Origin of the sequence: Streptomyces sp. NPDC056296 (assembly GCF_042268605.1) — a bacterium.
GTDB lineage: Bacteria > Actinomycetota > Actinomycetes > Streptomycetales > Streptomycetaceae > Streptomyces.
Genome location: NZ_JBHJRX010000039.1, coordinates 63718 through 86881 on the forward strand (window position 1 = coordinate 63718; position 23164 = coordinate 86881).

Annotated in this window: 25 protein-coding genes; 14 read left to right on the plus strand and 11 right to left on the minus strand. The window is 70.7% G+C overall.

The features are described from left to right. Window positions 1-10 precede the first annotated feature (10 nt). Both tpg and ACFCZF_RS26670 read left to right on the plus strand, forming a co-directional pair. The gene (gene tpg / locus ACFCZF_RS26665) at window positions 11-568 is read left to right on the plus strand and encodes a telomere-protecting terminal protein Tpg (protein ID WP_376673781.1); all 558 of its coding nucleotides are present in this window, start codon (window positions 11-13) and stop codon (window positions 566-568) included. Window positions 569-716: 148 nt separating this feature from the next. Then, the gene (locus ACFCZF_RS26670) at window positions 717-1226 is read left to right on the plus strand and encodes an SRPBCC family protein (protein WP_375908880.1); all 510 of its coding nucleotides are present in this window, start codon (window positions 717-719) and stop codon (window positions 1224-1226) included. Window positions 1227-1236: 10 nt separating this feature from the next. On the opposite strand, the gene ACFCZF_RS26675 is transcribed toward ACFCZF_RS26670, so the two are convergent. Then, on the minus strand, window positions 1237-1659 hold the full coding sequence (locus ACFCZF_RS26675; RefSeq protein WP_375908878.1) for a DUF6003 family protein: 423 nt from the start codon (window positions 1657-1659) through the stop codon (window positions 1237-1239). Between the two features lie 206 nt (window positions 1660-1865). Here ACFCZF_RS26675 and ACFCZF_RS26680 point away from each other — a divergent pair, with 206 nt between their 5' ends. The 6 genes from ACFCZF_RS26680 (at window position 1866) to ACFCZF_RS26705 (ending at window position 7380) form a co-directional block, all read left to right on the plus strand. Further along, on the plus strand, window positions 1866-2108 hold the full coding sequence (locus tag ACFCZF_RS26680; protein ID WP_210958462.1) for a DUF6411 family protein: 243 nt from the start codon (window positions 1866-1868) through the stop codon (window positions 2106-2108). A 266-nt stretch (window positions 2109-2374) separates the two neighbouring features. Beyond that, window positions 2375-3127 (plus strand): (5-formylfuran-3-yl)methyl phosphate synthase, encoded by a 753-nt coding sequence (locus tag ACFCZF_RS26685; RefSeq protein WP_376673806.1) that lies wholly within the window; start codon window positions 2375-2377, stop codon window positions 3125-3127. 11 nt (window positions 3128-3138) lie between these two features. Next, a complete protein-coding gene (locus ACFCZF_RS26690) occupies window positions 3139-4566 on the plus strand; it encodes an aldehyde dehydrogenase family protein (RefSeq protein ID WP_376673782.1) in 1428 nt (475 codons plus the stop codon). After that, entirely contained in the window at window positions 4563-5666 is a 1104-nt protein-coding gene (locus ACFCZF_RS26695; RefSeq protein ID WP_376673783.1) for an NAD(P)-dependent alcohol dehydrogenase, read from the plus strand. The genes ACFCZF_RS26690 and ACFCZF_RS26695 overlap by 4 nt, the downstream gene beginning before the upstream one ends. Window positions 5667-5755: 89 nt before the next feature. Then, window positions 5756-6706, plus strand: a complete 951-nt coding sequence (locus ACFCZF_RS26700) for a class I SAM-dependent methyltransferase (protein WP_376673784.1) — start codon at window positions 5756-5758, stop codon at window positions 6704-6706. Window positions 6707-6843: 137 nt separating this feature from the next. Next, the gene (locus ACFCZF_RS26705; RefSeq protein ID WP_376673785.1) at window positions 6844-7380 is read left to right on the plus strand and encodes a hypothetical protein; all 537 of its coding nucleotides are present in this window, start codon (window positions 6844-6846) and stop codon (window positions 7378-7380) included. Window positions 7381-7451: 71 nt separating this feature from the next. Here ACFCZF_RS26705 and ACFCZF_RS26710 read toward each other — a convergent pair whose 3' ends face one another. Both ACFCZF_RS26710 and ACFCZF_RS26715 read right to left on the minus strand, forming a co-directional pair. Further along, entirely contained in the window at window positions 7452-8870 is a 1419-nt protein-coding gene (locus tag ACFCZF_RS26710; RefSeq protein ID WP_376673786.1) for a sugar porter family MFS transporter, read from the minus strand. Beyond that, entirely contained in the window at window positions 8863-9714 is an 852-nt protein-coding gene (locus ACFCZF_RS26715) for a phytanoyl-CoA dioxygenase family protein (protein ID WP_376673787.1), read from the minus strand. Before ACFCZF_RS26715 ends, ACFCZF_RS26710 begins: the two co-directional genes overlap by 8 nt. Window positions 9715-9844: 130 nt before the next feature. Between ACFCZF_RS26715 and ACFCZF_RS26720 the strand changes: the two genes are divergently transcribed. Beyond that, window positions 9845-10885, plus strand: coding sequence for a LacI family DNA-binding transcriptional regulator (locus ACFCZF_RS26720; protein ID WP_376673788.1), 1041 nt, complete (start codon window positions 9845-9847; stop codon window positions 10883-10885). A 79-nt stretch (window positions 10886-10964) separates the two neighbouring features. On the opposite strand, the gene ACFCZF_RS26725 is transcribed toward ACFCZF_RS26720, so the two are convergent. Then, entirely contained in the window at window positions 10965-11513 is a 549-nt protein-coding gene (locus tag ACFCZF_RS26725) for a DapH/DapD/GlmU-related protein (protein WP_376673789.1), read from the minus strand. Window positions 11514-11833: 320 nt separating this feature from the next. On the opposite strand from ACFCZF_RS26725, the gene ACFCZF_RS26730 reads away from it, so the two are divergent. Beyond that, window positions 11834-12373, plus strand: coding sequence for an EF-hand domain-containing protein (locus ACFCZF_RS26730; RefSeq protein WP_376673790.1), 540 nt, complete (start codon window positions 11834-11836; stop codon window positions 12371-12373). 92 nt (window positions 12374-12465) lie between these two features. On the opposite strand, the gene ACFCZF_RS26735 is transcribed toward ACFCZF_RS26730, so the two are convergent. The 3 genes from ACFCZF_RS26735 to ACFCZF_RS26745 all read right to left on the minus strand — a co-directional run bounded on the left by ACFCZF_RS26735 (window position 12466) and on the right by ACFCZF_RS26745 (window position 14142). Continuing rightward, entirely contained in the window at window positions 12466-12849 is a 384-nt protein-coding gene (locus ACFCZF_RS26735) for a hypothetical protein (protein WP_375908851.1), read from the minus strand. Window positions 12850-12916: 67 nt separating this feature from the next. Beyond that, window positions 12917-13294 carry a hypothetical protein gene (locus tag ACFCZF_RS26740; protein ID WP_376673791.1) on the minus strand — a complete coding sequence of 126 codons (378 nt, stop codon included), beginning with the start codon at window positions 13292-13294 and terminating at the stop codon, window positions 12917-12919. A 188-nt stretch (window positions 13295-13482) separates the two neighbouring features. After that, on the minus strand, window positions 13483-14142 hold the full coding sequence (locus ACFCZF_RS26745; RefSeq protein WP_376673792.1) for a GPP34 family phosphoprotein: 660 nt from the start codon (window positions 14140-14142) through the stop codon (window positions 13483-13485). Window positions 14143-14349: 207 nt separating this feature from the next. Between ACFCZF_RS26745 and ACFCZF_RS26750 the strand changes: the two genes are divergently transcribed. From ACFCZF_RS26750 to ACFCZF_RS26765, 4 genes are all read left to right on the plus strand, one after another. Further along, window positions 14350-14811, plus strand: coding sequence for an SRPBCC family protein (locus ACFCZF_RS26750; protein ID WP_375908842.1), 462 nt, complete (start codon window positions 14350-14352; stop codon window positions 14809-14811). Window positions 14812-15013: 202 nt separating this feature from the next. After that, the gene (locus ACFCZF_RS26755) at window positions 15014-15154 is read left to right on the plus strand and encodes a hypothetical protein (protein ID WP_376673793.1); all 141 of its coding nucleotides are present in this window, start codon (window positions 15014-15016) and stop codon (window positions 15152-15154) included. A gap of 215 nt (window positions 15155-15369) precedes the next feature. Then, window positions 15370-16350, plus strand: a complete 981-nt coding sequence (locus tag ACFCZF_RS26760) for an ATP-binding cassette domain-containing protein (RefSeq protein WP_376673794.1) — start codon at window positions 15370-15372, stop codon at window positions 16348-16350. Then, the gene (locus ACFCZF_RS26765; RefSeq protein ID WP_376673795.1) at window positions 16350-17141 is read left to right on the plus strand and encodes an ABC transporter permease; all 792 of its coding nucleotides are present in this window, start codon (window positions 16350-16352) and stop codon (window positions 17139-17141) included. Before ACFCZF_RS26760 ends, ACFCZF_RS26765 begins: the two co-directional genes overlap by 1 nt. Here ACFCZF_RS26765 and ACFCZF_RS26770 read toward each other — a convergent pair. The 4 genes from ACFCZF_RS26770 to ACFCZF_RS26785 form a co-directional block, all read right to left on the minus strand. Beyond that, a complete protein-coding gene (locus ACFCZF_RS26770) occupies window positions 17122-20259 on the minus strand; it encodes a BTAD domain-containing putative transcriptional regulator (RefSeq protein WP_376673796.1) in 3138 nt (1045 codons plus the stop codon). The genes ACFCZF_RS26765 and ACFCZF_RS26770 overlap by 20 nt on opposite strands. Window positions 20260-20800: 541 nt before the next feature. After that, window positions 20801-21319: a hypothetical protein gene (locus ACFCZF_RS26775; RefSeq protein ID WP_376673797.1), complete on the minus strand. Its 519-nt coding sequence runs from the start codon at window positions 21317-21319 to the stop codon at window positions 20801-20803. 141 nt (window positions 21320-21460) lie between these two features. After that, window positions 21461-21988 carry a hypothetical protein gene (locus ACFCZF_RS26780; protein WP_376673798.1) on the minus strand — a complete coding sequence of 176 codons (528 nt, stop codon included), beginning with the start codon at window positions 21986-21988 and terminating at the stop codon, window positions 21461-21463. 352 nt (window positions 21989-22340) lie between these two features. Next, window positions 22341-23027, minus strand: a complete 687-nt coding sequence (locus ACFCZF_RS26785) for a 4'-phosphopantetheinyl transferase (protein ID WP_376673799.1) — start codon at window positions 23025-23027, stop codon at window positions 22341-22343. Between the last annotated feature and the right edge of the window lie 137 nt (window positions 23028-23164).

The following is a 23164-nucleotide window of genomic DNA, read 5'->3' on the forward strand; positions in this document are numbered from 1 at the left end:
GCGGGCGACGATGACCCTGTTCGGGGACGGCCTGGACGCCGCGGTACAGAAAGCCTTCACCCGTCCGGCGCCCAAGACCGCGGGCGCGCAGATGCGGTACCTGGTCAAGCAGCTCAAGGGCACCAGGGCCGTCGCCCAGATGCTGCGCGTCTCCCAGCGCACCGTCGAGCGGTACGTGAAGGGCCAGATCAGGAAACCGCGGCCCGACCTCGCCGCGCGCCTGGAGCGCGAGGTGAAGGCACGGTGGCAGCCACAGATCCGGGCGAAGGCCAAGAAGAAGGCGGCAACGACCGACGGCATCGTCATCGACACCCGCGCCCGGATCGGTTACAGCGCGCCGATCGGATCGACCGACGAAGACCGGATCCGGCACCTGACCGTCGCGCTGCCGCCGCAGTACGCCGCCCGCCTCTTCGACGCGCAACAGCAGGGCGCCGGCGACCGACAACTGCAGCAGATCGCCGCCGAAGCACTCAAGGAAACCTACTTCCAGGACGGCGGCCGCCGCGCCGGCGCCCTGGAAGAGGTGCGCTTCACCGACATCGAGCACATCGAGTTCGACCTGTAGCGGACGGACCCCGGGCGAGTCCGCCACCGGAGGATCCGGGCGCTGGGCGAGAGGCCAGACGTTTGCCGGCACCTCCTGCCGTCACCTCAGCGCGTAGCATGCACCTACTCGACAGTAACCTTCTCTGTTCCCGGCCGGAGGCAAGGCAGTGGCTCGTAAATTCACCGTGAGCGGCAGCATCGTCATCGACGTCTCGCCAGACGCCGCCTATCTGGCCGTGAGCCGTCCCGGCGACATGGGCCGCTGGAGCCCGGAGAATCTGGGCACGACGACCGGCTCGACGGACGGGAGCGCCGCCTTGGGCGCGACGTTCGTCGGGCGCAACAAGCGCGGCGCGTTCAAGTGGGTCACGCGGTGCACGGTCACGGCGGCAGAGCCGGGGGAGCGCTTCGCTTTCCGCGTCCACGCGATCGGGCTGAGCCGCCCGCGCCTGCCCGGCCCGATCGCCACCTGGGAGTACCGCTTCGAGCCAGCGGGTGACGGCACGCGCGTGACGGAGACGTGGACCGACGACCGGCGTGCGTGGCCCGCGTTCGCGGCGAACGCCTTCGACCGGCTCGTCACCTCGGGTAAGACGTTCGCCGAGTTCCAGGTCCGCAACATCGAGACGACCCTGCGCAACCTCAAGCGTGAGCTGGAGCAGGCCCACACCCCGTGACCGACTACCTTCAGTGGGCGATCGCCTTGACGGTGGTCAACTCCTCGCCGGTCAGTTCCGCGACGCGGTGCGCCGGCACGCCGGCCGCGAGTGCACGTGTCAGGAGCGCCTCACGGCCGTCCGCGCGGGAACGGTAGTCCAGCAACTCCTCCTCCATCCGCGCGACGCTCTCCGGCGCGACACTGTGGCGCACGCGGCTGAGTTCCTCCTCGCTCAGGGGGACGGGCAGCCGCTCGGCGTCCTCCGGGATGCCTGACGTCTCCTCGGGCGGCAGCAGGCGCAGACCGGGAGACGACGCGGTGACACCCTGGGCGTCGAGCCACGCACGGACCGCAGGAGTGTCCATGCAGGCAAGGTCTCCGACAGCCGCGGGCGGTGTGCCGAGTGTCGTGGGCGTGCCGGTCAGCAGGACGAGATAGGCATCGTCGGTCATCCTCGGTTCCTCACGGGAGAAGTTGGTGTCCTGACGGCCTCCCTATACCCGTCACCGCCCGTCTCACCTCTCTTGCACGCGCGGGCGCCGCCGTGTGCCCGGTACGCGTGGACCGATCGGGAGAGACACCGCGCGTGCACCCGCCATCAGGGGGCACGAGGGAGGCACGGACAGCAGCCCCGAGGTCCGAAATCAGGAGACATCACATGGTCATCGCAGGCATCATCGTCCTCTGCGTCGTACTGGCGGTACTCGCCTTCCTGCTGCCCCGACTGTCGCGCCATCCGCAGAACGGTGCTCAGCGCACCATGGGCGTCGGTTCCCGGGCCGGCTCGAAGGCTCCCGGCCCGCTGGGACGCTTGTTCAGCAAGCCCTTCCGCTCCAGCTCGCGCGCTCTTGGGCGCAGTGGTTCCGCAGGTCGTCGGGCCAGGGGACGTATGCCGTTCTGAGTCCGGCGCACGAGCGTGTCGGACGCCGGACCCGGCCTCCCGCACACTCGGGAACGGTGGATCCAGGCCGACCTCCATCAGCTCAGTGGCGGGCGCGGACGGCGCGTTGCGCGGGGCGTGGGCACGTCGCGGCAACGATCCTTTCGTCACTCCGCGCGCCCTGCCGATGCCCGGCACCCACGGAAATGATGTGCGGACCGCATGTGAGCCAGGCGAATCCGCACATCTGCCCTCGGCAGGTGGACAGGCAGGGGAAGGACTCCACCTTGTTGCTGCTCATCTCTCCCGACGGTGTCGACGAGGCCCTCGACTGCGCGAAGGCGGCCGAGTACCTCGACATCGTCGACGTCAAGAAGCCCGACGAGGGCTCCCTCGGAGCGAACTTCCCTTGGGTCATCAGGGAGATCCGCACGGCGGTGCCGGCGGACAAACCGGTCTCCGCCACCGTGGGGGACGTGCCGTACAAGCCCGGCACGGTGGCTCAGGCGGCGCTCGGTGCGGCCGTTTCCGGAGCCACCTACATCAAGGTCGGCCTCTACGGGTGCACGACACCCGAACAGGCCGTCGACGTCATGCGAGGGGTCGTCCGCGCGGTGAAGGACTACCGGGCGGACGCGTTCGTCGTCGCCTCCGGTTACGCCGACGCCCACCGCGTCGGCTGCGTCAACCCGCTCGCGCTGCCCGACATCGCGCGCCGTTCCGGCTGCGACGCCGCCATGCTCGACACCGCGGTCAAGGACGGTACCGGGCTCTTCGACCACCTTCCGCCCGACGTATGCGCGCGGTTCGTGCGGCGTGCCCACGACGCCGGAGTCCTCGCGGCTCTGGCGGGCAGCGTCAAGGTCGGCGACCTGGGCGAACTGGCCCGTATCGAGACGGACATCGTCGGGGTGCGCGGTGCCGTCTGCGAGGGCGGCGACCGCAACGCCGGCCGGATCCAGCCGCACCTGGTGGCGGCGTTCCGGGCGGAGATGGACCGGCATGTCCGGGAGCACGCGGCCGCCACCACGGCGAGCTGACCCTCACCGTGGTGACAGGACATTCCCTGCATTCCCCGCGAAGGCCCGGTGGCCGGGGTGGGGACCTGACCGTCGTCGATCCGGCGACGGGCGAGGCCTTCGACGAGGCTCCCGACCACCGGCCGGACGGACTGGACGCGCTCGTCGACCGGGCCCACGAGGCCTGGCGCGGCTGGCGGGCCGACCCGGCCGCCCGCAGGGCCGCGTTGCTCGCGGCGGCGGACGCCGTTGAGGCGGCGGCGGCCGATCTCGCCCCCCTGCTCACCCGTGAGCAGGGCAAACCGTTGACGGAGTCGTACGCGGAGGTGTCCCGTACCGCCGCCCGACTCCGCTACTTCGCCGAGCTGGACGCCGGGCCCCAGCCGATCACGGACGGGCGCCCCGTACGCAGCGAGCTCCGGTGGAGACCGCTCGGGCCCGTCGCCGCCATCGTTCCGTGGAACTTCCCCCTGCAGCTCGCGTCGGCGAAGTTCGCGCCGGCGCTCGCCGCGGGCAACACCATGCTGCTCAAGCCCTCCCCGTTCACGCCCCTCGCCACCCGGCTGCTGGGGTCCGTCCTCTCCAGCGCCCTGCCCGAGGGGGTACTGACGATCGTCACCGGGCGTGAGCCACTCGGCGCCCGGCTCGCATCGCACCCGGGGATCCGGCACGTCACCTTCACCGGTTCGACGGCCACGGGGCGGGCCGTCGCGGCGAGCGCGGCGGCCTCGCTCGCACGGGTCACCCTGGAGCTCGGTGGCAACGATGCCGCCATCCTGCTGGACGACGTCGATGTGGAGGCGAGCGCGGACCGGCTGTTCTGGGCGGCGTTCCGCAACTGCGGGCAGGTCTGCATGGCGGTCAAGCGCGTCTACGCCCCGGCCCGTCTCCACGCACGGGTGGTCGAGGCGCTGGCGGACCGGGCGAAGACGGCCGTCGTCGGGCCCGGCCTCGACCCCCACTCGCAGCTCGGACCGGTCAACAACGCCCCTCAACTGGCCCGCGTCGAGAGCTACACGGCCCGGGCCCTGGCCGACGGCGCCCGTGCCGCCGCCGGTGGGCACCGCTTGGACCGGCCAGGGTACTTCTTCGCCCCGACGATCCTCGCCGACGTACCGGCCGACAGCCCGGTCGTGACGCAGGAGCAGTTCGGCCCCGTCCTGCCGGTGCTCCCGTACGACACCCTCGACGAGGCCGTCGAGGCGGCCAACGGCACCGGTTTCGGGCTGGGCGGCTCGGTGTGGGGGAGCGACCTCGACCGGGCCGCGGCGGTGGCCGACCGCCTGGAGTGCGGAACCGCGTGGATCAACCACCACGCCGAACTGTCCCTCGCACAGCCCTTCGCCGGTGTCGGGCAGAGCGGTGTCGGCGTCGCGGGCGGACCGTGGGGTCTCTACGGAAACCTCAGCCCGTTCGTCGTGCATCAGCCCGAGGAGGCTTCCCGAGGAGGCATGGAGTGAAGTTCGGTGCGGCGGTACTGCGCTCGTACGAGGACCCGTTCACCGTCGAGGAGGTGATGCTGAAGGAGGGGCCGGCCGAGGGCGAGATCCTGGTCCGGATCGCGGGCTGCGGGATGTGCCGGACCGACCTCGCGGTCCGTGGTTCGGCGGGCCGCTCACCGCTCCCGGCCGTGCTCGGTCACGAGGGGTCCGGAATCGTCGTGGAGACGGGCGGCGCCCGCACTGGTCTGAACGTCGGCGACCACGTCGTACTGAGCTTCGACTCCTGCGGCCACTGCCCCAACTGCATGGGCGCGGCCCCGGCCTACTGCGACTCCTTCGCCTCGCTGAACCTTTTCGGCGGGCGCAAGGAGAAGGCCGGCCGGTTCACCGACGCCGACGGCACGGAGATGGCTCCTCGGTGGTTCGGCCAGTCCTCCTTCGCCGAGTACGCGATGGTCCCTGCCCGCAATGCCGTCCGGGTCGATCCCGCCCTGCCCCTCGAACTGCTCGGACCTCTGGGCTGCGGCTTCCTCACCGGCGCCGGAGCGGTCTTCAACTCCTTCGGCGTCGGGCCGGGTGACACTCTCGCGGTCTTCGGCGCGGGAGCGGTGGGCCTGGCCGCGGTGATGGCGGCGCACGCCGCCGGCGCGGTGACCGTGGCCGTCGACCGGCACCCCGAACGGCTGGCGCTGGCCGAGCGGTTCCACGCCCTTCCGCTGCACGCCGCGTCGGCCGGTCTTCCCGACCGTATCCAGCGGCTGACTGGCGGGGGAGCGCGGTACGCGCTGGACACCACGGGCTCCGTGAAAGTGATCAACGATGCGCTCCGGTCGCTGCGTCCGAACGGCCACCTCGGCCTGGTGGCACGGCTCCACACCGCGCTGCCGCTGGAGCCGGGAACACTGGACCGCGGGCGCAGGATCTCCCACATCTGCGAGGGTGACGCGGTCCCCGGACTGCTGATCCCGCGGTTGACCGCCCTCTGGCAGGCCGAACGGTTTCCCTTCGACCGACTGATCCGCACCTATCCGCTCGCCGGTATCAACGAGGCCGAACACGACTGTGAGACGGGCCGCGTCGTCAAACCCGTCCTGATCCCGGAAGGGCGGGAACGGTGAACCAGACCTCGCACAACGCGTCCGAACCGAGCTGCCGTCCCCTTCGGACGCCGGCCTCCACTCGTACCACTCGCACCAGGGGAGAACGCATGGCCGATACGGCACATCGCAGCACCGGCGCGGAGAGCATGGACGGCAGCGACGGCAGCGACGGCAGGGACGGCGTGGAGGGAGGGGTCGGCCTCACCGCCCTCCTGGTCGCCGCGGCACGGGCGATCGAGACCCACCGCCCCGACAGCCTCGCCCAGGACGTCTACGCGGAGCACTTCGTGCTCTCCGCCCCGGCGTCCGCACACTGGCCGGTCCGCCTGCACCAGGCTCCGGACGGGGACGCGAGCCCGCTGTGGGGACGCTTCGCCCGCTATTTCGGGCTGCGGACCCGCGTGCTCGACGACTTCGTCCTCCGGTCGGTCCGGGCCGGCGGCGCCCGCCAGGTGGTCCTGCTCGGGGCGGGGCTGGACACACGGGCCTTCCGGCTCGACTGGCCACCCGACTGTGTGATCTTCGAGATCGACAGGGACGGTGTCCTCGCGTTCAAGCACAAGGTGCTGGGCGCACTGTCGGCGGCACCGGTGACGACGCGTGTACCGGTCGCGGTCGATCTGCGCGCCGACTGGGTCGGCGCGCTGACGGCAGCCGGCTTCGACCCGGTGGCGCCCACCGTGTGGCTGGCCGAGGGCCTGCTGTTCTACCTGCCCAATGCGGCGGAGACCTACCTGATCAGCACGGTGGACCGGCTGAGTGCGGCGGGCAGCGCGCTGGCGTTCGAGGTCAAGCTGGAGAAGGACTTGATGGAGTACCGCGACAGCCCGCTGTACAGATCGACGCACCAGCAACTCGGCATCGACCTGCTCACGCTGTTCAGCAGAGAGCCGAGGCCCGACTCCGCGGCCCATCTGGCGAACAGCGGCTGGTCCACGTCGGTCCGCACCCCCTTCGACTTCACTCACCGGCACGGCCGCGGCCCGCTGCCCGAGGAGAACGACGCCCTCGCGGGCAACCGGTGGGTCTTCGCGGACAAGCCGCGGTCGGCGCGCTAGCGGCGCCCGGCTCGCGCGGGCCGAAGCCGCGCCCGACGCGTTGCCGGAGCGTCCCGACCCGCGTGGCGGCGTGTGCGTCGGCGACGTACGGGTGAGCATATGGCGACCGCTTTCCCCTCCCGCACCGAGGCCATGCGATGCCCGACCACGCCCAGCACTTCCAGCCCGAGGGAACCGTACCGACGGGAGGTCTCGCACCCCACCTGGCGGAGCGGTTGCTGTTCAGGGGCATCTACGGCCTGGTGCTGGCCAGCGCCATGGTGGCCGCGCTGGATGTACCGGGCGAGGAGGCCGACCCCGGTCCGGACGCGCTGTGGGTGCTCCTCACCGCGCTGGCATCGGGTGCCGCCCACGGGTACGCGCATGTCATCGCCCGGCGTGCGTCCGGCGAGGGGACGGCCAGGCCCAGCAGACTGCGGGCGGTGCTCGCCGAATGGCCGTTGCCGGCTGCCGTGCTGCCCACCGTGCTGCTTCTGCTCGGCGCCGTCGCGAAGTGGTGGACGGAGGACACGGCGGTCGAGGCGGCTCTGCTGCTCAACACCGTCGGCCTGTTCGGTCTGGGAGTCTCGGCAGCCCGCACGGCGGGGCTCGGCTGGCTGTCCTCCTGCCGCGCAGGGGCCGTGGACATGTTGATCGGGCTCGTGGTCATCGCCGCGGACGCCCTGATCGAGTGAGTCCGGCCGCTCGCCGAAGGCCGGGTGCGGGCTCGGTGCCTCGCGCGGGGCTGTTGCGCCGGGTGCCGCGGTCAGGTGCGCGCCGTCAGATTGCGCCGCAGACTGCCGGGGGCCCGTAGCGCCTTCTCGATGCTCTCGAGCGACCTGTTGCGGGTCTCGGGAACCTTGAACACCACGAAGATCACGCACAGCACGTTCATCGCGGCGTAAATGAAGAACGTTCCCGACCGCCCGACGGCGTTGATCGTGCTCAGCGCGGTCACCGCGATCAGCAGGTCGAACCCCCAGACCGTGAGGGTGGCCAGACTCGTCGCGGGGCCGCGCACGCTCAGCGGAAGGATCTCGGGGGCGATGAGCCAGACGACCGACTGCATGCCGATGCCGTTGAAGAGGATGTAGGCGAACAGAGCGGCGATCACGGTCCAGCGCTGGGCGGGGGAGTCGTCCATCAGGAAGGCGGCTCCGAGTACCGTCATCGCCAGCCCCGACAGCGGTACGAAGCAGAGCATCGTGCGGCGCCGACCGAGCGCGTCCACCGCGATCGCGCCGGTGACACCCGCGACGACGAGCATCGTGCCGATGCCGATGCCGGTGAGCAGCGCGATCGAGTCGCCGAACCCGGCGTCCGACAGCATCGTCGGGGCGTAGTAGACGACGGCGTTGATCCCGGTCAGCTGGGAGAAGGCGGCCACGCCCAGGGCGACGACCAGGGCCGGCCGGACCCAGGGCCGGGTGAGCGCACGACGGTCGGCGCGGGGAGAGGCGACGGAGACCTCGCGGATACTGCTGATCTCGGCCGCGACATCCGCGTCGCGGGGGCGAAGGCGTCGCAGTACGGCCCTCGCCACGTCCTCGTGCCCGTGCTCGACGAGCCATCGAGGGCTCTCCGGCAGTCTGAGCATGCCGACCGCCAGTACCACCGCCGGGATGACGGCGAGCCCGAACATGATCCGCCACCCACCGCTGCCTGCGAACAGCCAACCGCAGAGGTAGGCGATCAACTGCCCGATGGCCACCGTCAGTTGGAAGAGGACCATGAGGCGGCCGCGGATGGCCGCGGGGGCCAGCTCGGCGATGTAGACGGGAACCATGTTGGACGCACCGCCCACGGCCAGGCCGAGCACGAACCGAGCGGCGATCAGGGTCCCGGTTCCCGGCGCCAGGGCGGCACCCAGTGCGCCCGCGCCGAAGACCGCCGCCACCCAGAGGATCACCCGGCGCCGTCCGAAGCGTCCGGCGAGACGACCGGAGCACAGGGCGCCGACCATAGCACCGACCAGGATCACGCTGACCACGATCTCCTGCCCCCGCGAGGACAGCCCCAGGTCCTCGCGGAGATAGAGCAGGGCGCCCGAGATGATGCCCGTGTCGTAACCGAAGAGCAGGCCGCCCAGAGCGGACACCGCCGCGACCGCGTAGACCTGGGTCGGCTGCCGGCCGGACGCCCCGGTGCGGGTGGTCGCGGGGGTGGCCGTGACGGTCTCAGGCATCGCCCATGACCAGACCCTCGATGGTGTGCTTCTGCGTCACCGGCGTCAGCTCGTCCACGATCGGGCAGTCCAGGTGGCGCCGCACCCGGTCCGGCAGCGCCGCCCAGTAGGCCCGGGTGACCGCCGTGTCGTGCCGGTCGCCGTTCGTCGCCTCCGGCCCGTCCACGCCCAGGACCAGCACGGGCCTGGGCTTCGCGGAGTGATTGGTGGTGCCCCGATGAACGGTCAGGGCCGTCCGCGCCGAGATGTCACCGCGCTGCGGGTACTTGCGCACCGCCCGCTCCGCATAGCGGCCGTAGTGCGATCGGGGCGGGAACATGCCGTGCTCGAACTCATCGCTGTCGTCCCACTGAGTGCCGGGAGCGATCTCGAAGGGGCCCATGTCCTCCTCGGTGTCGACGGTGGTCACGTTGAAGGCCAGGGAGGTGAGGCGCCGTTCGCGGCGGGTCTCCTCGGGCATGGGGAAGTCGCGGTGCCAGGGCTGGTTCACGGCGCCCTCCAACGGGACGTCGAAGCCGAGCTCCACGATGCGGTAGTCCGGCCCGAGCGTCGCGGTGCACAGGGAACGCACCCAGGGATGGTCGACGAGGTCCACGAAGCCCCTGATCTGCTCGGGGTGGATCTCGACGTAGTAGCGGTTCGGCCCGCGACCGACCGCGCCGCCGGGGCGGGAGCGGGCCTCCTCGAACGCCTTGTCGACATCCTCGCCGAGCTGGTCGGCCCACTGCGGAGTGAACGCGCCCTTACGCGCGGTGATGCCGTCCGTGTACAGGGATTTCACGTTTTCGGACACGTCGACGTCCAGGTCGACGACGTCGATGCCGGGGAAGACGGGCACGTTCATGGTGCGCCTCCTTGCGCTGGGTGGAGTGCGGAGTGCGGAGTGCGACCATGTTGCGACGTTGAATGCGACGTTGCAATAGCTTGTTGGAAGATTCTGGTGACCGTTACCGTGACATGCGAGGATGTCGGCTGTGAGTAGTCGTCTGAAGGATGTCGCGGCCCTGGCGGGGGTCTCCACCCGCACCGTGTCCAACGTCGTGAGCGGCTCGGCTTCGGTGGCGGAGGAAACACGGGTCCGAGTCCAGGCCGCCCTGGACGAACTGGGCTACCGGCCGAACGTCGCCGCCCGCAATCTGCGAGCCGGACGCACCGGCCTGATCGGCCTGGCCATCCCGGAGCTCTACTCGCCGTACTTCGGCGAACTCGCCAGCCTCATCGTCCATGCCGCCCAGGACCGCTCGTGGACCGTCGTCATCGACCAGACGTTCGGGGACCCGGAGGCGGAGCAGCGGCTCCTGGACGGGGCCGGCGGCCGACTGGTCGACGGCCTGATCATCAGCCCCTGGGCCCTCGGACCGGAGGAACTGACCGACCGGTCCCGTGACGTGCCCGTCGTCCTCCTGGGCGAGCGGCAGCCGCACGGGCTGGCCGATCGTGTCGCCGTCGACAACGTTCTCGCGGCCGACGAGGCCACGACCCACCTTCTTGAGTCGGGCCGCAGGCACATCGCGGCGATCGGTCCGCAGCCGCATCTGCGGAACGAGACGGCCCGGCAGCGCCTGGAGGGATACCGCAGGGCCCTCCAGCGCGCCGGGATGAATCCCGACCCCGCCCTGGAGCAGCCCGTGACGACCCTGCACCGCAAGGACGGAGCGGAAGCGATGACCGCACTGCTGGACGCCGCGGCCCGGTCGGACGACGCGGCGGCCCGGCCGGACGCGGTCTTCGCGTTCACAGACGAACTCGCCCTGGGCGCACTGCACGTCGCTCACGCGCGTGGTCTGAGCGTCCCGGGGGAGCTGGCCGTCGTGGGCTTCGACGGCATCGAGGACGGGCGGTACGCCAACCCGCCGCTGACGACCGTGGCGCCTGACAAGCGACAGATCGCCGAGCGGGCCCTGCAGTGCCTCGCCGATCGCATATACAGCCCGGCCTCCAATGTGGCGCCCCTCGACATCGTGATCCCGCACCACCTCGAAGTACGCGCGAGCAGCGGCCGTCGCACCGGCTGACGACCTCGCCCCACACCGTCTCGGCCGCCCGGTCTTGCGGTCGGGCCACCGGGCCGTGGCTGCCCGCACCGCTGACGGCTCACTCGTGCCATTCCTTGCGCGCGAACGCGGCCGGCCCGGTCACCAGGGTGTTGGGGGGAACGTCCTTCGCGACGACGGCTCCGGCGCCGACCACGGCACCGCGTCCGATCGTGACGCCGGGGAGGACCGTCACCGCCGCGCCGAGCCATGCGTTGGCTTCGATCGTGACGGGTGACCGGGTGATGAATTCGCTTCGATCGCTCGCCGAGAGGGGGTGGTCGGAGGAGATGAGATTGGTCTTCGGACCGATCAGAACGCCGTTGCCCAGGTGGATGCCGCCCTGGTCCAGGAAGGTGCAGCCCTGATTGACGAAGACGTGCTCGCCGAAGTCGATCCCGAGCCCGTGGTCGGTGTAGAAGGGCGGGTAGACGGTGACGGAGTCGGGGACCTGCTTGCCGACGATCTCGGACAACAGGGTCGCGCGGGAGGCCTTGTCGTCGAAGGGCAGGACGTTGAACCGTGAGGTGAGCGTGGTGACATGCTCGATCCGCTCGGCCACCCGCGCGAACTCGGCAGTGCGAACGTGGAGACGGTCTTGATCAGGCATGAGGATTCCTCACGACGGGACGCTCGGGCCGTAGTCATGAAAGCGACCGGAGCACGCCGGAATCAAACAACCAACGGGACGGTCGGGATCAACGCCTGGTTGTCCGCGCAGGTGTCCTGCATGGGTGTCATGGCCGCGGTGATGTCCAGACCCACCCCGCTTCATGCGCGGATGAGAGGAGAGTCCCCCCGTTCGTGTGCACACTGCCGCTCTTCCCTGCCGGAGTGGTCGCGCTTCCTGGAGAGTGAGTCAGCCGCCGGGTCAGGGTCCCGGCGAGCAACTCGCCGAAGACGTTCCATCAGGAAAGGCAGGGGTGCACCATGACGCCCACCACCGAGGCGACCGACCGTATCGAGCTGGTCTTCTCCCTCTTCGATGCCGACGGGAACGGATACCTGGAGGCCTCCGACTTCGACTTGATGAGCGATCGCGTCGTGGCCGCGGTACCGGATGCCCAGGAGGCAACCGCGAACCGGCTCGCCGGTGCCTTCCGCCGTTACGGGGAAACGCTGCTGAACGAGTTGGACGCGAATGGCGACGGCCGTGTCAGCCCGGAGGAGTTCACCTCCGTCGTCCTCAATCCGCAACGGTTCGACGCCACCGTGGACGAGTTCGCGGAAGCGCTCGCCGCGATGGGCGATCCGGACGGCGACGGCTTCGTCGCCCGCGCCGAGTTCGTCTCGCTCATGATCGCGATCGGGTTCCAACGGCCCAACATCGAGGCGCTCTTCCAGGCCTTCGGCCCGGACGGGGAGGACCGCATCCGGGTGTCCACCTGGGCGGACGGGATCAGGGACTACTACCGCCCGGAGAAGTCCGGTATCCCTGGCGACCACCTGGTCCCGGCCGAGACCCGGTAGCGCCGAGAGGGCCGTCCAGGAGGCCTCCGCGCCCGTGCGCACTCCCCGCCCGTGAGCTGCCACTGAGGCATGCGTGGGCGCCTCTTCGACCGTCAGGCCCAGTCGCCGTTGATCCACGCCAGGAGGCGGGCGCGCTTCTTGTAGGAGCAAGGAGTGTAAGTCGCACCGGACGTGACGTGCGCTTCGAGCGCTCCCTGCAGGTCGTGTCCGTAGGCGCTGGGACCGTACTCGCCGTCGCGGTAGCCGTCCAAGTCGTCTGCCCAGTCGAGGAGTCCGAAGTCGAGGTCGAGGCTCGCGAGGTACCGGCCGGGGTCGGCCGGCTCCACGGATGTGGGACGACCGTCCGCCCCGGCGGCTGCCCCGTCCTCCAGGCAGCCGTCGGAGCGTACGGGCTGGCCCAGCCACCACCCGGCCAGGAACACGGCGTACAGAGTGGTGGCGGCGCCGAGACGGCGCAGGGTTATCCAGGCAGGCATCCGGGGAGTGTCCCACGACACGAGGTCGTCGCCCGCGTCGGCGGACACGCCGGGCCACGCCACCTCATTACCACCAGTGGCCCTCGAACCACCCTTGAAGACGGGGGCGTTCGCTCATGTCGTTGGCGCAGGCGACGGCGTAGGACCTGACCGTCACGGACAGCCTGTCGTCGGCGACCCTGGGCAGGTCGTGGAACGGCTCCGGGGTCGGGTCGCGCGGGAGGAGGGTCTCCGAGTCGTACCGTGGCGGGTACGCCGTCCGCGTCGGAGTGGGCGTGGAGGACGGTTCGGTTTCGTACTCCTCGGTGATCCGGTCGAGGGCGGCTTGGTCGACGCGGCATTCGGGGGTCACAGGCTGCCCCAGGTACCAGCCCGAAACGAAGACGCCGTAGATCGCGGCGGCGGCCCCCAGGCGGCGAGGGGTGACCCAGCGCGGGGTGTTCACCGGCGGCCCCCTTCCAGAACGCGGGCGGCGTCCCGGAGCGCCTCGAGCACGGCGCGGAGGCTGACCCGTCGTATGCCGAGAGGTGTTGTGCGCATGCCGATGGACCCTACCCGCATGTGGACCCTCTCCCGGCCCCGCCTCAACCCAACACCGGTGCGCGGCACCGCGAGTGCGGCAGTACCTGGGAGTCAGGGCGCGCGCCACACGTTGTCGTAAGCATCCTGTTCGATCCGGCGTCGCTGACGTTCGGCCTCGAGCTCCATCAGCGCGTCGCTCACCACGGCGAGAATGAGCCCGACGTCGTCCGCCTGATCGGCCGTGGTCATGTCGGTGGGTTCGGTGGGTTCGGTGGGTTCGGTGGGTTCTGGCGGCGCGGCTTGACCGATTCCGAGAGTGCCGGCGAAGGCGGCCAGAACGGAGTCGTCCGGTACCTGACGGTCTGTGGCTTCGTGGCGTGGCCGGACGGGGGGCTCCTGGGAGCGGGTGAGACCGAAGTGGCGTAGGAATCGGGGCAGGAGACCACCGCGGGCGTCGCCTGCTGTCCGCGCGGCGAGGTCATCGGCGTAGGAGCCGGCCAGCCCGCGGCCCCGCCGCCAGAGCCATTGCTCCACCGTCTCGTACGGCGGCTCTGTGACGAGTTGGGCGGAGGCCTGCGCCGTGAGGGCGTTCGTGCCGTCGGCGTGATCGTCGAGGGGGACGATGCGGTCGCCGTCCAGGCGCAGGGCGTGCGCGTCGCGGAGATCGACGAGTTCGGCGCCCGCGAGGGCCAAGGAGACGTCGCCTTGCGTGATCGGTCGGCCGGACGGCACTTCCAGGGTGATGACGAACAGATCCCGAGCAGTGTTCATGCTCGCCATTGTGCTGCTGGAACCGGGCGGCCGTGCCCCGCCACGACTCACCGGTCAGCAGATGCGCCGCCACGGCCACAACGGTCTGCCCGAGCGCTGACCGGACGTTATACGGCTGATCTTCGGGTACTCGCTTCGGCGTGCCGGGGCCGCGGGCCGGTCATCGGCGTTGGCAGCGACGAATTCAGTGGAGAGGAAGGTTGCCAGATGAGCACGGTCAAGGAAACGGTGGAAGTCGACGTTCCTGTGCACACCGCCTACAACCAGTGGACCCAGTTCGAGAAGTTCCCGCAGTTCATGGAGGGAGTGGAGGAAGTCAGGCAACTCGATGAGCGCCGCAACCGCTGGACCACCAACGTCAGCGGAGTGAAGCGCGAGTTCGACACCGAGATCGTCGACCAACTCCCCGACGAGCGCATCACGTGGCGTACCACCACGGGTGACACCAGTCAGAAGGGCATGGTCCGCTTCCAGCGCCTGGACGACACGCACACTCGGGTCGAGCTCGTCATGGACGTCGAGCCCACCGGCATCGCGGAGAAGACCGGTGACATGCTGGGCGTGATCGACCGGCGGGTGAAGGGCGACATGCAGCGTTTCAAGGAGTACATCGAGGGACGCGGCGGCGAGTCCGGTGCCTGGCGCGGGCGCATCAGGCCGGGTGAGTGACCCCTGTCCTGACCCTGACGCCCTGCCCCCTGAAGCGCAGCGTCGTCGGCGCCGGTGCCCGCTTGGAGCCGCCGACGCCGACGCTGTGCGTGTCACGACCACAGCGCTCACCTGCTCCCGTATGCATCACCCGCCAGTCCCAGTGCGTCGGCAGCCGCTGCACGGGGATGCTGCGGCGGTACCGGGTGGTGGTGGCGACGCGGTGGCAGCCGGCGGTGTGATGATCGCTACGGCCAGGCGCGGTCAGAAGTGCTCCGCCGAAGCCGACGTGGGCTCGCTGGGCATGTTCGTGGGCACCCTGGGCGAGGTGTTCGTCCGGCAGGCACGCAGGACCCGTCAATGAGCGGAGAAGGCGAGGCCCTCGCTGCCGTCCGTGTGCCCTCGATGCCCTCGACCTCCGCTCTGGCCCTCCAGGTGGCCTCGGGACATGGTCCGACAGCTGAGCGCGCCCTCGCGGGCGAGCCTGGACGACGTGCCCGTTCCCTCCGCCGACCGGTTTCAGGGCCCTGAAAGCATCGTGAAACAGCGCTGAATGCGCCCTGCCGCAACCTCTGCGGCATGACGACAACGACATCGCACCTGCCCGCCATCGCGGCCAAGGGGTTGCGCAAGGCGTACGGGGACAAGACGGTCCTCGACGGCATCGACCTGACGGTGCCGGCCGGCACCGTCTTCTCACTGCTCGGGCCGAACGGCGCAGGCAAGACCACCGCCGTCAAGATCCTCTCCACCCTCGTCACCGCCGACGCCGGCGACCTGCACGTCGGCGGCCACGACCTGGCCACCGACCCGCAGGCCGTGCGGGCCGCGATCGGCGTCACCGGGCAGTTCTCCGCCGTCGACGGCCTGATCACCGGCGAGGAGAACATGCACCTCATGGCGGACCTTCATCACCTCTCCCGCACTGCGGGCCGCCACACCGCCGCCGAACTCCTCGAGCGCTTCGACCTGGTGGAGGCCGCCAAGAAGCCCGTCTCCACCTACTCCGGCGGCATGAAACGCCGCCTCGACCTCGCCATGACCCTGGTCGGCAACCCTCGGATCATCTTCCTCGACGAACCCACCACCGGCCTCGACCCGCGCAGCCGCCACAACATGTGGGGGATCATCCGCGAGCTCGTCTCCGACGGCGTCACCGTCTTCCTCACCACTCAGTACCTGGAGGAGGCCGACGAACTCGCCGACCGCATCGCGGTGCTGAGCAACGGCAAGATCGCCGCCGCGGGGAGTGCGGACGAGCTGAAGCGGCTCATCCCGGGCGGGCACGTGCGGCTGCGGTTCTCCGACCCGGCCGCGTACCGGTCCGCCGCCGTCGCCCTGCGCGAGGCGACCAGGGACGACGAATCCCTGGCGCTGCAGATCCCCAGTGACGGCAGCCAGCGCGAGCTGCGCTCGATCCTCGACTGGCTGGACTCGGCCGGCGTCGAGGCGGACGAGCTGACGGTGCACACCCCCGACCTCGACGACGTGTTCTTCGCCCTGACCGGCAGCGACGCCCACGTCCCCGGCCGGCCCAGCCGGCCCAAGGAGACCGTCTGATGAGCGCCTTCTCCCTCGCCGTCCGCGACTCGAACACCATGCTGCGCCGCAACCTGCTGCACGTCCGGCGCTACCCGTCCATGACCCTGAACCTGCTGCTCACGCCGATCATGCTGCTGCTGCTCTTCGTCTACGTCTTCGGAGGCGTGATGAGCGCGGGCATCGGTGGCGGGGGCGCCGACCGCTCCGACTACATCGCCTATCTCGTCCCGGGGCTCCTGATGATGACCGTCGGCAGTACCGTGATCGGGGCCGCGATCTCCGTCTCCATGGACATGACCGAGGGCCTGATCGCCCGCTTCCGCACGATGGCGGTCTACCGCGGGTCTCTGCTCGTCGGGCACGTCGTCGGCAGCGTGCTGCAAGTGCTCGCCAGCCTGGTCCTCGTCGGTGCCATCGCCGTGGCCATCGGCTTCAGGTCCACCGACGCCACAGCCCTGGAGTGGCTGGCGGCGTTCGGGCTGATCGCGCTGTTCACCCTGGCGCTCACCTGGATCGCGGTCGGGATGGGCATGGCCAGCCCGAACCCCGAGGCGGCCAGCAACATGGCGTACCCGCTGATCCTCCTCCCGCTCATCTCAAGCGCCTTCGTCCCCATCGACGCGATCCCGGGCTGGTTCCAGCCGATCGCCGAGTACCAACCGTTCACGCCGGCCATCGAGACCCTGCGCGGCCTGCTGCTCGGCACCGAGATCGGCAACAACGGGTGGATCGCGATCGCCTGGTGCGTCGGCCTCACCGCGCTCGGCTACCGCTGGTCGACGGCGTTGTTCAACCGCGATTCGAAGTAACCGCCATGACAGCGCGGGCCGCCTCCCGCAGCTCGTCCCGCTCCAGAGCGGCGTACTCCGACACCGCGTCGGCGTACGCCGCCCTGTCAGCGTCCTCTGCCGCCTTCCGGGCGCGGGCCGCCGACATCGTCGGACAGAACTCACGCAGCACCCGAAGCCGTTCGGCCAACGCGATGATCCGTACGGCGGAGGCGTCGCCGGACGCGAGCCCCGCCATGCCCAGCGCATGCAGCACCGTCCCCGCCACAGGGAGTTCCATGGGCGAGCCGGGCGGACCGGAGAGCAGGGCCCGCAGCCCCTTCCGCAGCCGGTCGAGCGGCTCCGCGACCAGCTCGAGCCGTCCCGCGTGCGCGTGCGCCGTCACCGCCGCCGACTGGATCTGCAGCACCCAACGGTCGAGGAAGGGGTCGCCGCTGTACATCGGGCCGGCCTTGGCCATCCCCTCCGCGGCGCTGCGCCACAAGCCGAGCCCGACCTCCGTCAGTCCGCGGGTGAGCGCGATCTCCGCGCGTCCGCCGAGGCCGGGGCTGTGGAGGTCGTCCTGCTGCGAGGTGCTGTAGCCCTCCGCCCGCCGCAGCCAGTACTCGGCCTCGTCGGGGTCGCCGCGCTGCAGGCAGGCGAGGACGAGGCTCCCGCGGACGCCGATGGAGTCGTGCTCGTCACCGAGTCGCAGCAGCGCCTCGAGCGTCGACTTGAGGTGCCCGTACGCGGCCTCGCCCAGCTCCATCTGCAAGCACAGCTCGCTCAGCCGGGCGTGGCCCATGACCTGCAGGAACGGGTTGTCGACCGGCGCGGGCGCGTCGATGATCCGGCGTGCCGAGGCGAGCGCGCGGTCGGTGTCGTGCTCGTGCTCCCAGACGTAGGTGGCGACGCACTCGGCGACGCCGGCGAGCAGCGACTGCTCGCTGTCGCAGAGCTTCCGCAGCACTTCGTAGTCGGGAGGCAGCATCTCCGGCACCGCGCTCAGCACCACCGCGATGGCGCGCAGCAGCGTGTCCGGCGGAGCCGGGGGCAGCCGCCGGAGGGTGACGAGCTGGCGTACGGCGTGCGGGCCGTAGCCCATGAACAGGCTCCCCGTGCACATCACCGCGGCGGCGCGGGCGACTTCGACGTATTCGGGCTCGGGGTAGTAGTGCGACAGCGGGGGGCCGGTGTCCGCGGCGAGGGTGGTGAGGCGGGGGTAGCTGGAGCCGATGGACCACAGGGCGGCGAGGACGGCGGTGAGTGCGGCGGTGGTGGGGCCGTCCGACCGGGCCAGGGCGTGTCGCAGGGCCAGGACGAGGTTGTCCTGCTCGGCCCTGATCCGCTCCCAGGCGACCCGCGGTTCCGAGCCGAAGAACCAGTCGTGGTAGGTGACCCCGAAGTCCCGCGCCCAGGCGAGGAACCGGCCGACGGCCTCCTCTTCCTCGCCCGCCTCCGCGCGCCGGACCGCGCTGAACTCCCGTACGGTCTCCAGCATCCCGAACCGCACGCCGGCCGGGGTGTCGGCGACGGTGAGCAGCGACTGATCGGCCAACTGCTCCAGAAGGAACAGCGCGTCCTCGCCGAGCACTTGCTCCGCCGCCTCACCGGTGAAGCCGCCGGGAAAGACGGACAGTGTGCGCAGCGCGGCCCTGGCGTCCTCGTCGAGCAGGTTCCAGCTCCAGTCCACGACCGCGTGCAGCGTGCGGTGGCGCTCCGGCACGTCCCGCATTCCGCCGCGCAGCAGCGCGAACCGGTCGCCGAGGCGGCGGGCGATCTCCGGCACCGAGAGCACCCGCACCCGCGCCGCGGCCAGCTCCACGGCGAGCGGCAGTCCGTCGAGGTGGCGGCACAGCTCGGCCACCGCGTCCGGCGGCAGCTCCACGCCGGGCCGGGCGGCCCGGGCCCGCTGTGTGAACAGCTCGACGGAGGTGTGGAGAGCGAGCTCCGGCAGCGCGTACACCGCCTCCGACGTCAGGCCGAGCGAGGCCCGGCTGGTGGCGAGCACCCGCAGGTCCTTCGAGGACGAGACCAGGGCCCGCACGAGGTCGGCGGCGCCCCGGACGACCTGCTCGCAGTTGTCCAGCACCAGCAGTGCGGGCCCGGAGCCGAGCACACCGAGGATGCCGGACACCGGGTCGGCCCCGGCGTAGCCGCTCACGGCGCCGGGCCGTCCCTCGCCCGCGCCGAGCGCGGAGGCCACCTCCGCGGCCACGTCCGCGTCCGCGGTGACGCCGGCGAGCGGCACGAAATACACCACGCGCTGCTCGGCCCGGCGGCTGACGGTGTGCGCGAGCCGGGTCTTGCCGAGTCCGCCGGGACCGACGACGGTGACGGCGCGGGAGGCGCGCAGCAGCCGCTGCACCGCCGCCATGTCCTCGTCCCGGCCGAGGAGCGGGTTCGGCTCGTGCGGCACACCGTGCCGGACCACGACCGCCTCGCCGCGCAGGAGCTCCCGCTGGACGGCCTTGAGCCCTGCGCCCGGATCCGTGCCGAGTTCGTCGCGGAGCTCACGGCGGTACGCCTCGTACCGCGTCAGCGCGGCGGACGGGCCCGCCGTCGCCGCCTGGCCGCGCAGCAACTCGGCGAGCACCTCCTCGTCGCGCGGATACTCCGCGGCGGCCACGGCCAGCGGCCCGGCCGCCTCCGCGTGCCGTCCGAGGCGGGCGAGCGCGAGCGCCTGCGCGCGTACGAGCGTGCCGCGGACGGGGGCGCGCTCGATGCGTAGCGCGGCCACGGGGTCGTCGGTGTCGCCGGCCCGGTCAGGGGTGCCCTCCCACAGCGCGAGCCCGGCCTCGGCCGCGGCCAGCGCCCCCGCGTGGTCCCCGGCCCTGGCCCGGGCCGCGCTCGCGGCGGCGTGCAGCAACAGGGCGGAGCTGTCGACCTGGTCCTCGGCGAGGACGAGCCGGTATCCGGTCGGCGTGCTGGCGAGGACATCGGCGCCCAGCTGCGCCCGCGCCCTGGACACCAGGACCTGCAGCGCCCTTCCCGGACGCTCCGGCAACTCGTCCGGCCACAGCCCCGCCACCAGCCGCTCGGTACTGCAGCCCGTGCGCACGTCGCCCGCCAGCAGCGCGAGGAGACCACGGAGCCGGGGCGCGGTGACCTCCTGTCCGCGATAGGCGACACGCGGCAGCAGGGTCAGGTCGACGGTCATCCACGCAGATTAGCCAAGGCGCGGCGGCCGTCCGAACTCCCGCTGCGCGGGCGGCCCCCGCCCGACGCCCGCACGCCGGCCGGCCGCCGCAGCCGCGCAGGCGCCCGGAGGGCGCAGACCGCCTCGGATGTCGAACGGGAGGGCGTCCGCTCGCGCCTCACGGTCGTTGAGGCCGGACTTCGTCGCCTCCCAGCCGTTGCGGATAAGAATGATCAGAGGCCCGCATTCCTGGGTCGCGAGTGACCAGGAGCGTGGTGCGACCGCGGGTGGCGTCGAGGATGTCGGCCAGCACGGCTGCGGCGGTGTCGGCGAGGACGCGCTCGGAGTAGGGAATGCCTGGTGAGCGAGTCGCCCCAGGAGCGGGTGACGTGACCGAGGGCTCGTCGGTGGGCAGGCCGTGGTGTGGGAGAGTGATATCGGCTGCGCGGTCGAGTTCAACGCCGTGGACGAAGGCTTGGAGGTAGGGCAGCTGGGGCGTGCGGACACTCGCGGTCGAACGACGAGCACGCGAGCCACTGCGTGGTGATCCTGCCGGCGGTCTTCATGCTTTGCCCTGGGAGGACGCGGCGCCGCATTCGTAGTCGTTCACCGCGTCGAAGGCGGGACGGTTGCGCTCGCCGTACACGGGATCCACGACATCACGCGCCGTGGCGCCTGACTTCAGATTGCTTGCCGAGGTATCGATCGCCTTGAGTACCGTACGGAAGTGCTTGGCCACGTCCGGCGGCGCGCTCGCCTGCATCGTCTCACCCATGTTGGCGATCAAGGCGGCCTTCCTCCGCAGTTCTTTGAAGTCCAGCGGCTCCCCTTCGATCGCCGCACCCACTTCGGCGCTGTAGGCGATGACACCGACCTGGAAGGTCGACAGATCAAGGCAGAAGGCCGAGGTTACCGTGGCGCTTGGCCGTGTGGTCGGTGTGCTGGACGAAGCGGGGGCCGATGCCGGGGGCGCGGCCTCCGGGGAAGCGGATTCCGGGGAAGCGGACTCCGGGGAACTCGAACAGCCTGCCATCGTCATCGCGGCGGCGATCGCGAGGATCCATCTGCGTGGAGCTGTCATGGGCGGAGAAAAGCCAACGGAATCCGGGAGGGGTCCGAGAGCGGAAGCTTCGTGGTTCGTGAACCAGCATTCATCGCGCATGGGCAGATACCCTTCGGCGCCGTCTGGAGACGGCATCATCATGGCGTAAACAGGAAGAGATTATCGATCGAGGGCAGGAAGGTCCTGCCCGCATATCCTCTCGGCGGTCTTCTGCGCACCGTCCCATTGCTTTTCCGTGGGCCCGAAGTCGATGACGAGGCCGGCCCGAGGCTTCTGCTCGGCGATGTGACGCGCTACCGCAGTGCTGGCGGTTGCCCACTTCGTCAGTGCCGGCCGCAGGTTCCCATCGGCGCGTGGCGCGACCAGCAGTAGATCGTCAGCGAAGTTGCGGTAGGTCTCCGCAGCATCGGCCCGCACCACGGAGTCGCTCTTCTTCTCGCCGCCGATGGCCAGGGCCATGGCAATCAACTGGTTGCGCGCTGCCATGTCCACGCTCTGGCAGACCTCGGGTGCCGCTTCAACACCGAGGGAGGCAGCTCTCGTCGCTGGAGAACTGGAGGGAGGGGAGGCGGTTGACCGCGGCGCTGCCCCCTGTCCGCGTCCGTCGGAGGACTGGTGGGAGCAACCGGTCAGGGCGAGCGCCAGCACCACCAGCGCAGAGATCGCCGCCGTGAACGGCTCACGCATCGTTCGCCTCCGGTCGTTGGTGGTCCGTGCTCCAAGGAGTACAACGTCGTCGGCAATTGTTCAGCAGCACCACCAACTTCGTGAACAACTCCCGAGCGGCCACCAGTCGTACTGGTCACGCCCCGACCAGCCACCTTCACGTGCACGAACTCTGACGGCCCTGCCCTCTTCGGGATGGGGGGCCTTCCTGGAGGGAATGGGTGCCGCCTCGCGGGCACCGCCTCCGGTATCGGGGTGGTCGCGGCCTGCGAAACGATCCCAGCTCACCTGGCTGGGGCTCCGGGGCGGCGACAACAGCGCCGCCCCGCCCGAGGCGCTCAGGTCTGCCGACCAATGCACGGTCGTCTCCGGGTCACCCCGGTTGCCGGTCTCCCGGCAGCAGAGGCCGGGGCAGAACGATCGCGGTCAGCGCGATCCCGTCCCGCACGGCCCAGCGCCCGGTGAGGACGCTCAGGTGTTTTCCATTGACCACGGGCCCCGGCACCAAGAGCCGTGCGGTGAATGTTCCGGTCGCAAGGGCGAAGTCCACACTCGCCTCGGTGAATCCCAGTTCCCGTCGAGTCAATGGGTACCAGGCCTTGAAGACACTCTCCTTGGCGCTGAACAACAGCCGGTCCCAAGGCACATGGGCCGCCTGCTTCGCGAGCTCGGCGAGCCCGCGTCTTTCCTCAGCTTGCGATACGGCATCGAGGACACCGCCAGGCAGTGGCTCCGCGGGTTCCGCGTCAATACCGAGCGACACCACATCCGCCGAACGGGCCAGGGCCGCTGCCCGATAGCCCGCACAATGGGTCATGCTCCCCACTATTCCGTGTGGCCATCGCGGCTCCCCACGCTTTCCCGGCGTCAGCGGCAACTCCCTTTCCCCGAGCTCCTTCAGCGCGACCCGCGCACAGAGCCGCACCGTCGAAAACTCCCGCCTCCTCTTGTCCACCGCACGCGCAATCACCGCCTTCTCCTCAGGGAAGAGGGAAACCGGTTCGTCGTCGTTTGTCCGCCAGACGGTCACGACCTTTTCCGGCAGCAGCTCCCCGATCACCAGGCCCCCTCGTCCACGACCGGAGCGGGAAGTACCTGCCGCAGCCCTGGCCGCCTCGACCGGCGGTGCACGGAAACGGCCCGGAACGCACGGTGCCGCAGGCCACTCTCCCCAGTGAGCTCTACCCCACCTGCCTG

Excerpts from the sequence above, each read along its gene's own strand:
- tpg (WP_376673781.1), top strand. The coding sequence starts at position 11 with ATGACCCTGTTCGGGGACGGCCTGGACGCCGCGGTACAGAAAGCCTTC.
- ACFCZF_RS26675 (WP_375908878.1), bottom strand. The coding sequence starts at position 1,659 with ATGACCGACGATGCCTATCTCGTCCTGCTGACCGGCACGCCCACGACA.
- ACFCZF_RS26680 (WP_210958462.1), top strand. The coding sequence starts at position 1,866 with ATGGTCATCGCAGGCATCATCGTCCTCTGCGTCGTACTGGCGGTACTC.
- ACFCZF_RS26700 (WP_376673784.1), top strand. The coding sequence starts at position 5,756 with ATGGCCGATACGGCACATCGCAGCACCGGCGCGGAGAGCATGGACGGC.
- ACFCZF_RS26705 (WP_376673785.1), top strand. The coding sequence starts at position 6,844 with ATGCCCGACCACGCCCAGCACTTCCAGCCCGAGGGAACCGTACCGACG.
- ACFCZF_RS26710 (WP_376673786.1), bottom strand. The coding sequence starts at position 8,870 with ATGCCTGAGACCGTCACGGCCACCCCCGCGACCACCCGCACCGGGGCG.
- ACFCZF_RS26715 (WP_376673787.1), bottom strand. The coding sequence starts at position 9,714 with ATGAACGTGCCCGTCTTCCCCGGCATCGACGTCGTCGACCTGGACGTC.
- ACFCZF_RS26725 (WP_376673789.1), bottom strand. The coding sequence starts at position 11,513 with ATGCCTGATCAAGACCGTCTCCACGTTCGCACTGCCGAGTTCGCGCGG.
- ACFCZF_RS26730 (WP_376673790.1), top strand. The coding sequence starts at position 11,834 with ATGACGCCCACCACCGAGGCGACCGACCGTATCGAGCTGGTCTTCTCC.
- ACFCZF_RS26735 (WP_375908851.1), bottom strand. The coding sequence starts at position 12,849 with ATGCCTGCCTGGATAACCCTGCGCCGTCTCGGCGCCGCCACCACTCTG.
- ACFCZF_RS26745 (WP_376673792.1), bottom strand. The coding sequence starts at position 14,142 with ATGAACACTGCTCGGGATCTGTTCGTCATCACCCTGGAAGTGCCGTCC.
- ACFCZF_RS26750 (WP_375908842.1), top strand. The coding sequence starts at position 14,350 with ATGAGCACGGTCAAGGAAACGGTGGAAGTCGACGTTCCTGTGCACACC.
- ACFCZF_RS26760 (WP_376673794.1), top strand. The coding sequence starts at position 15,370 with ATGACGACAACGACATCGCACCTGCCCGCCATCGCGGCCAAGGGGTTG.
- ACFCZF_RS26765 (WP_376673795.1), top strand. The coding sequence starts at position 16,350 with ATGAGCGCCTTCTCCCTCGCCGTCCGCGACTCGAACACCATGCTGCGC.
- ACFCZF_RS26770 (WP_376673796.1), bottom strand. The coding sequence starts at position 20,259 with ATGACCGTCGACCTGACCCTGCTGCCGCGTGTCGCCTATCGCGGACAG.
- ACFCZF_RS26775 (WP_376673797.1), bottom strand. The coding sequence starts at position 21,319 with ATGACAGCTCCACGCAGATGGATCCTCGCGATCGCCGCCGCGATGACG.
- ACFCZF_RS26780 (WP_376673798.1), bottom strand. The coding sequence starts at position 21,988 with ATGCGTGAGCCGTTCACGGCGGCGATCTCTGCGCTGGTGGTGCTGGCG.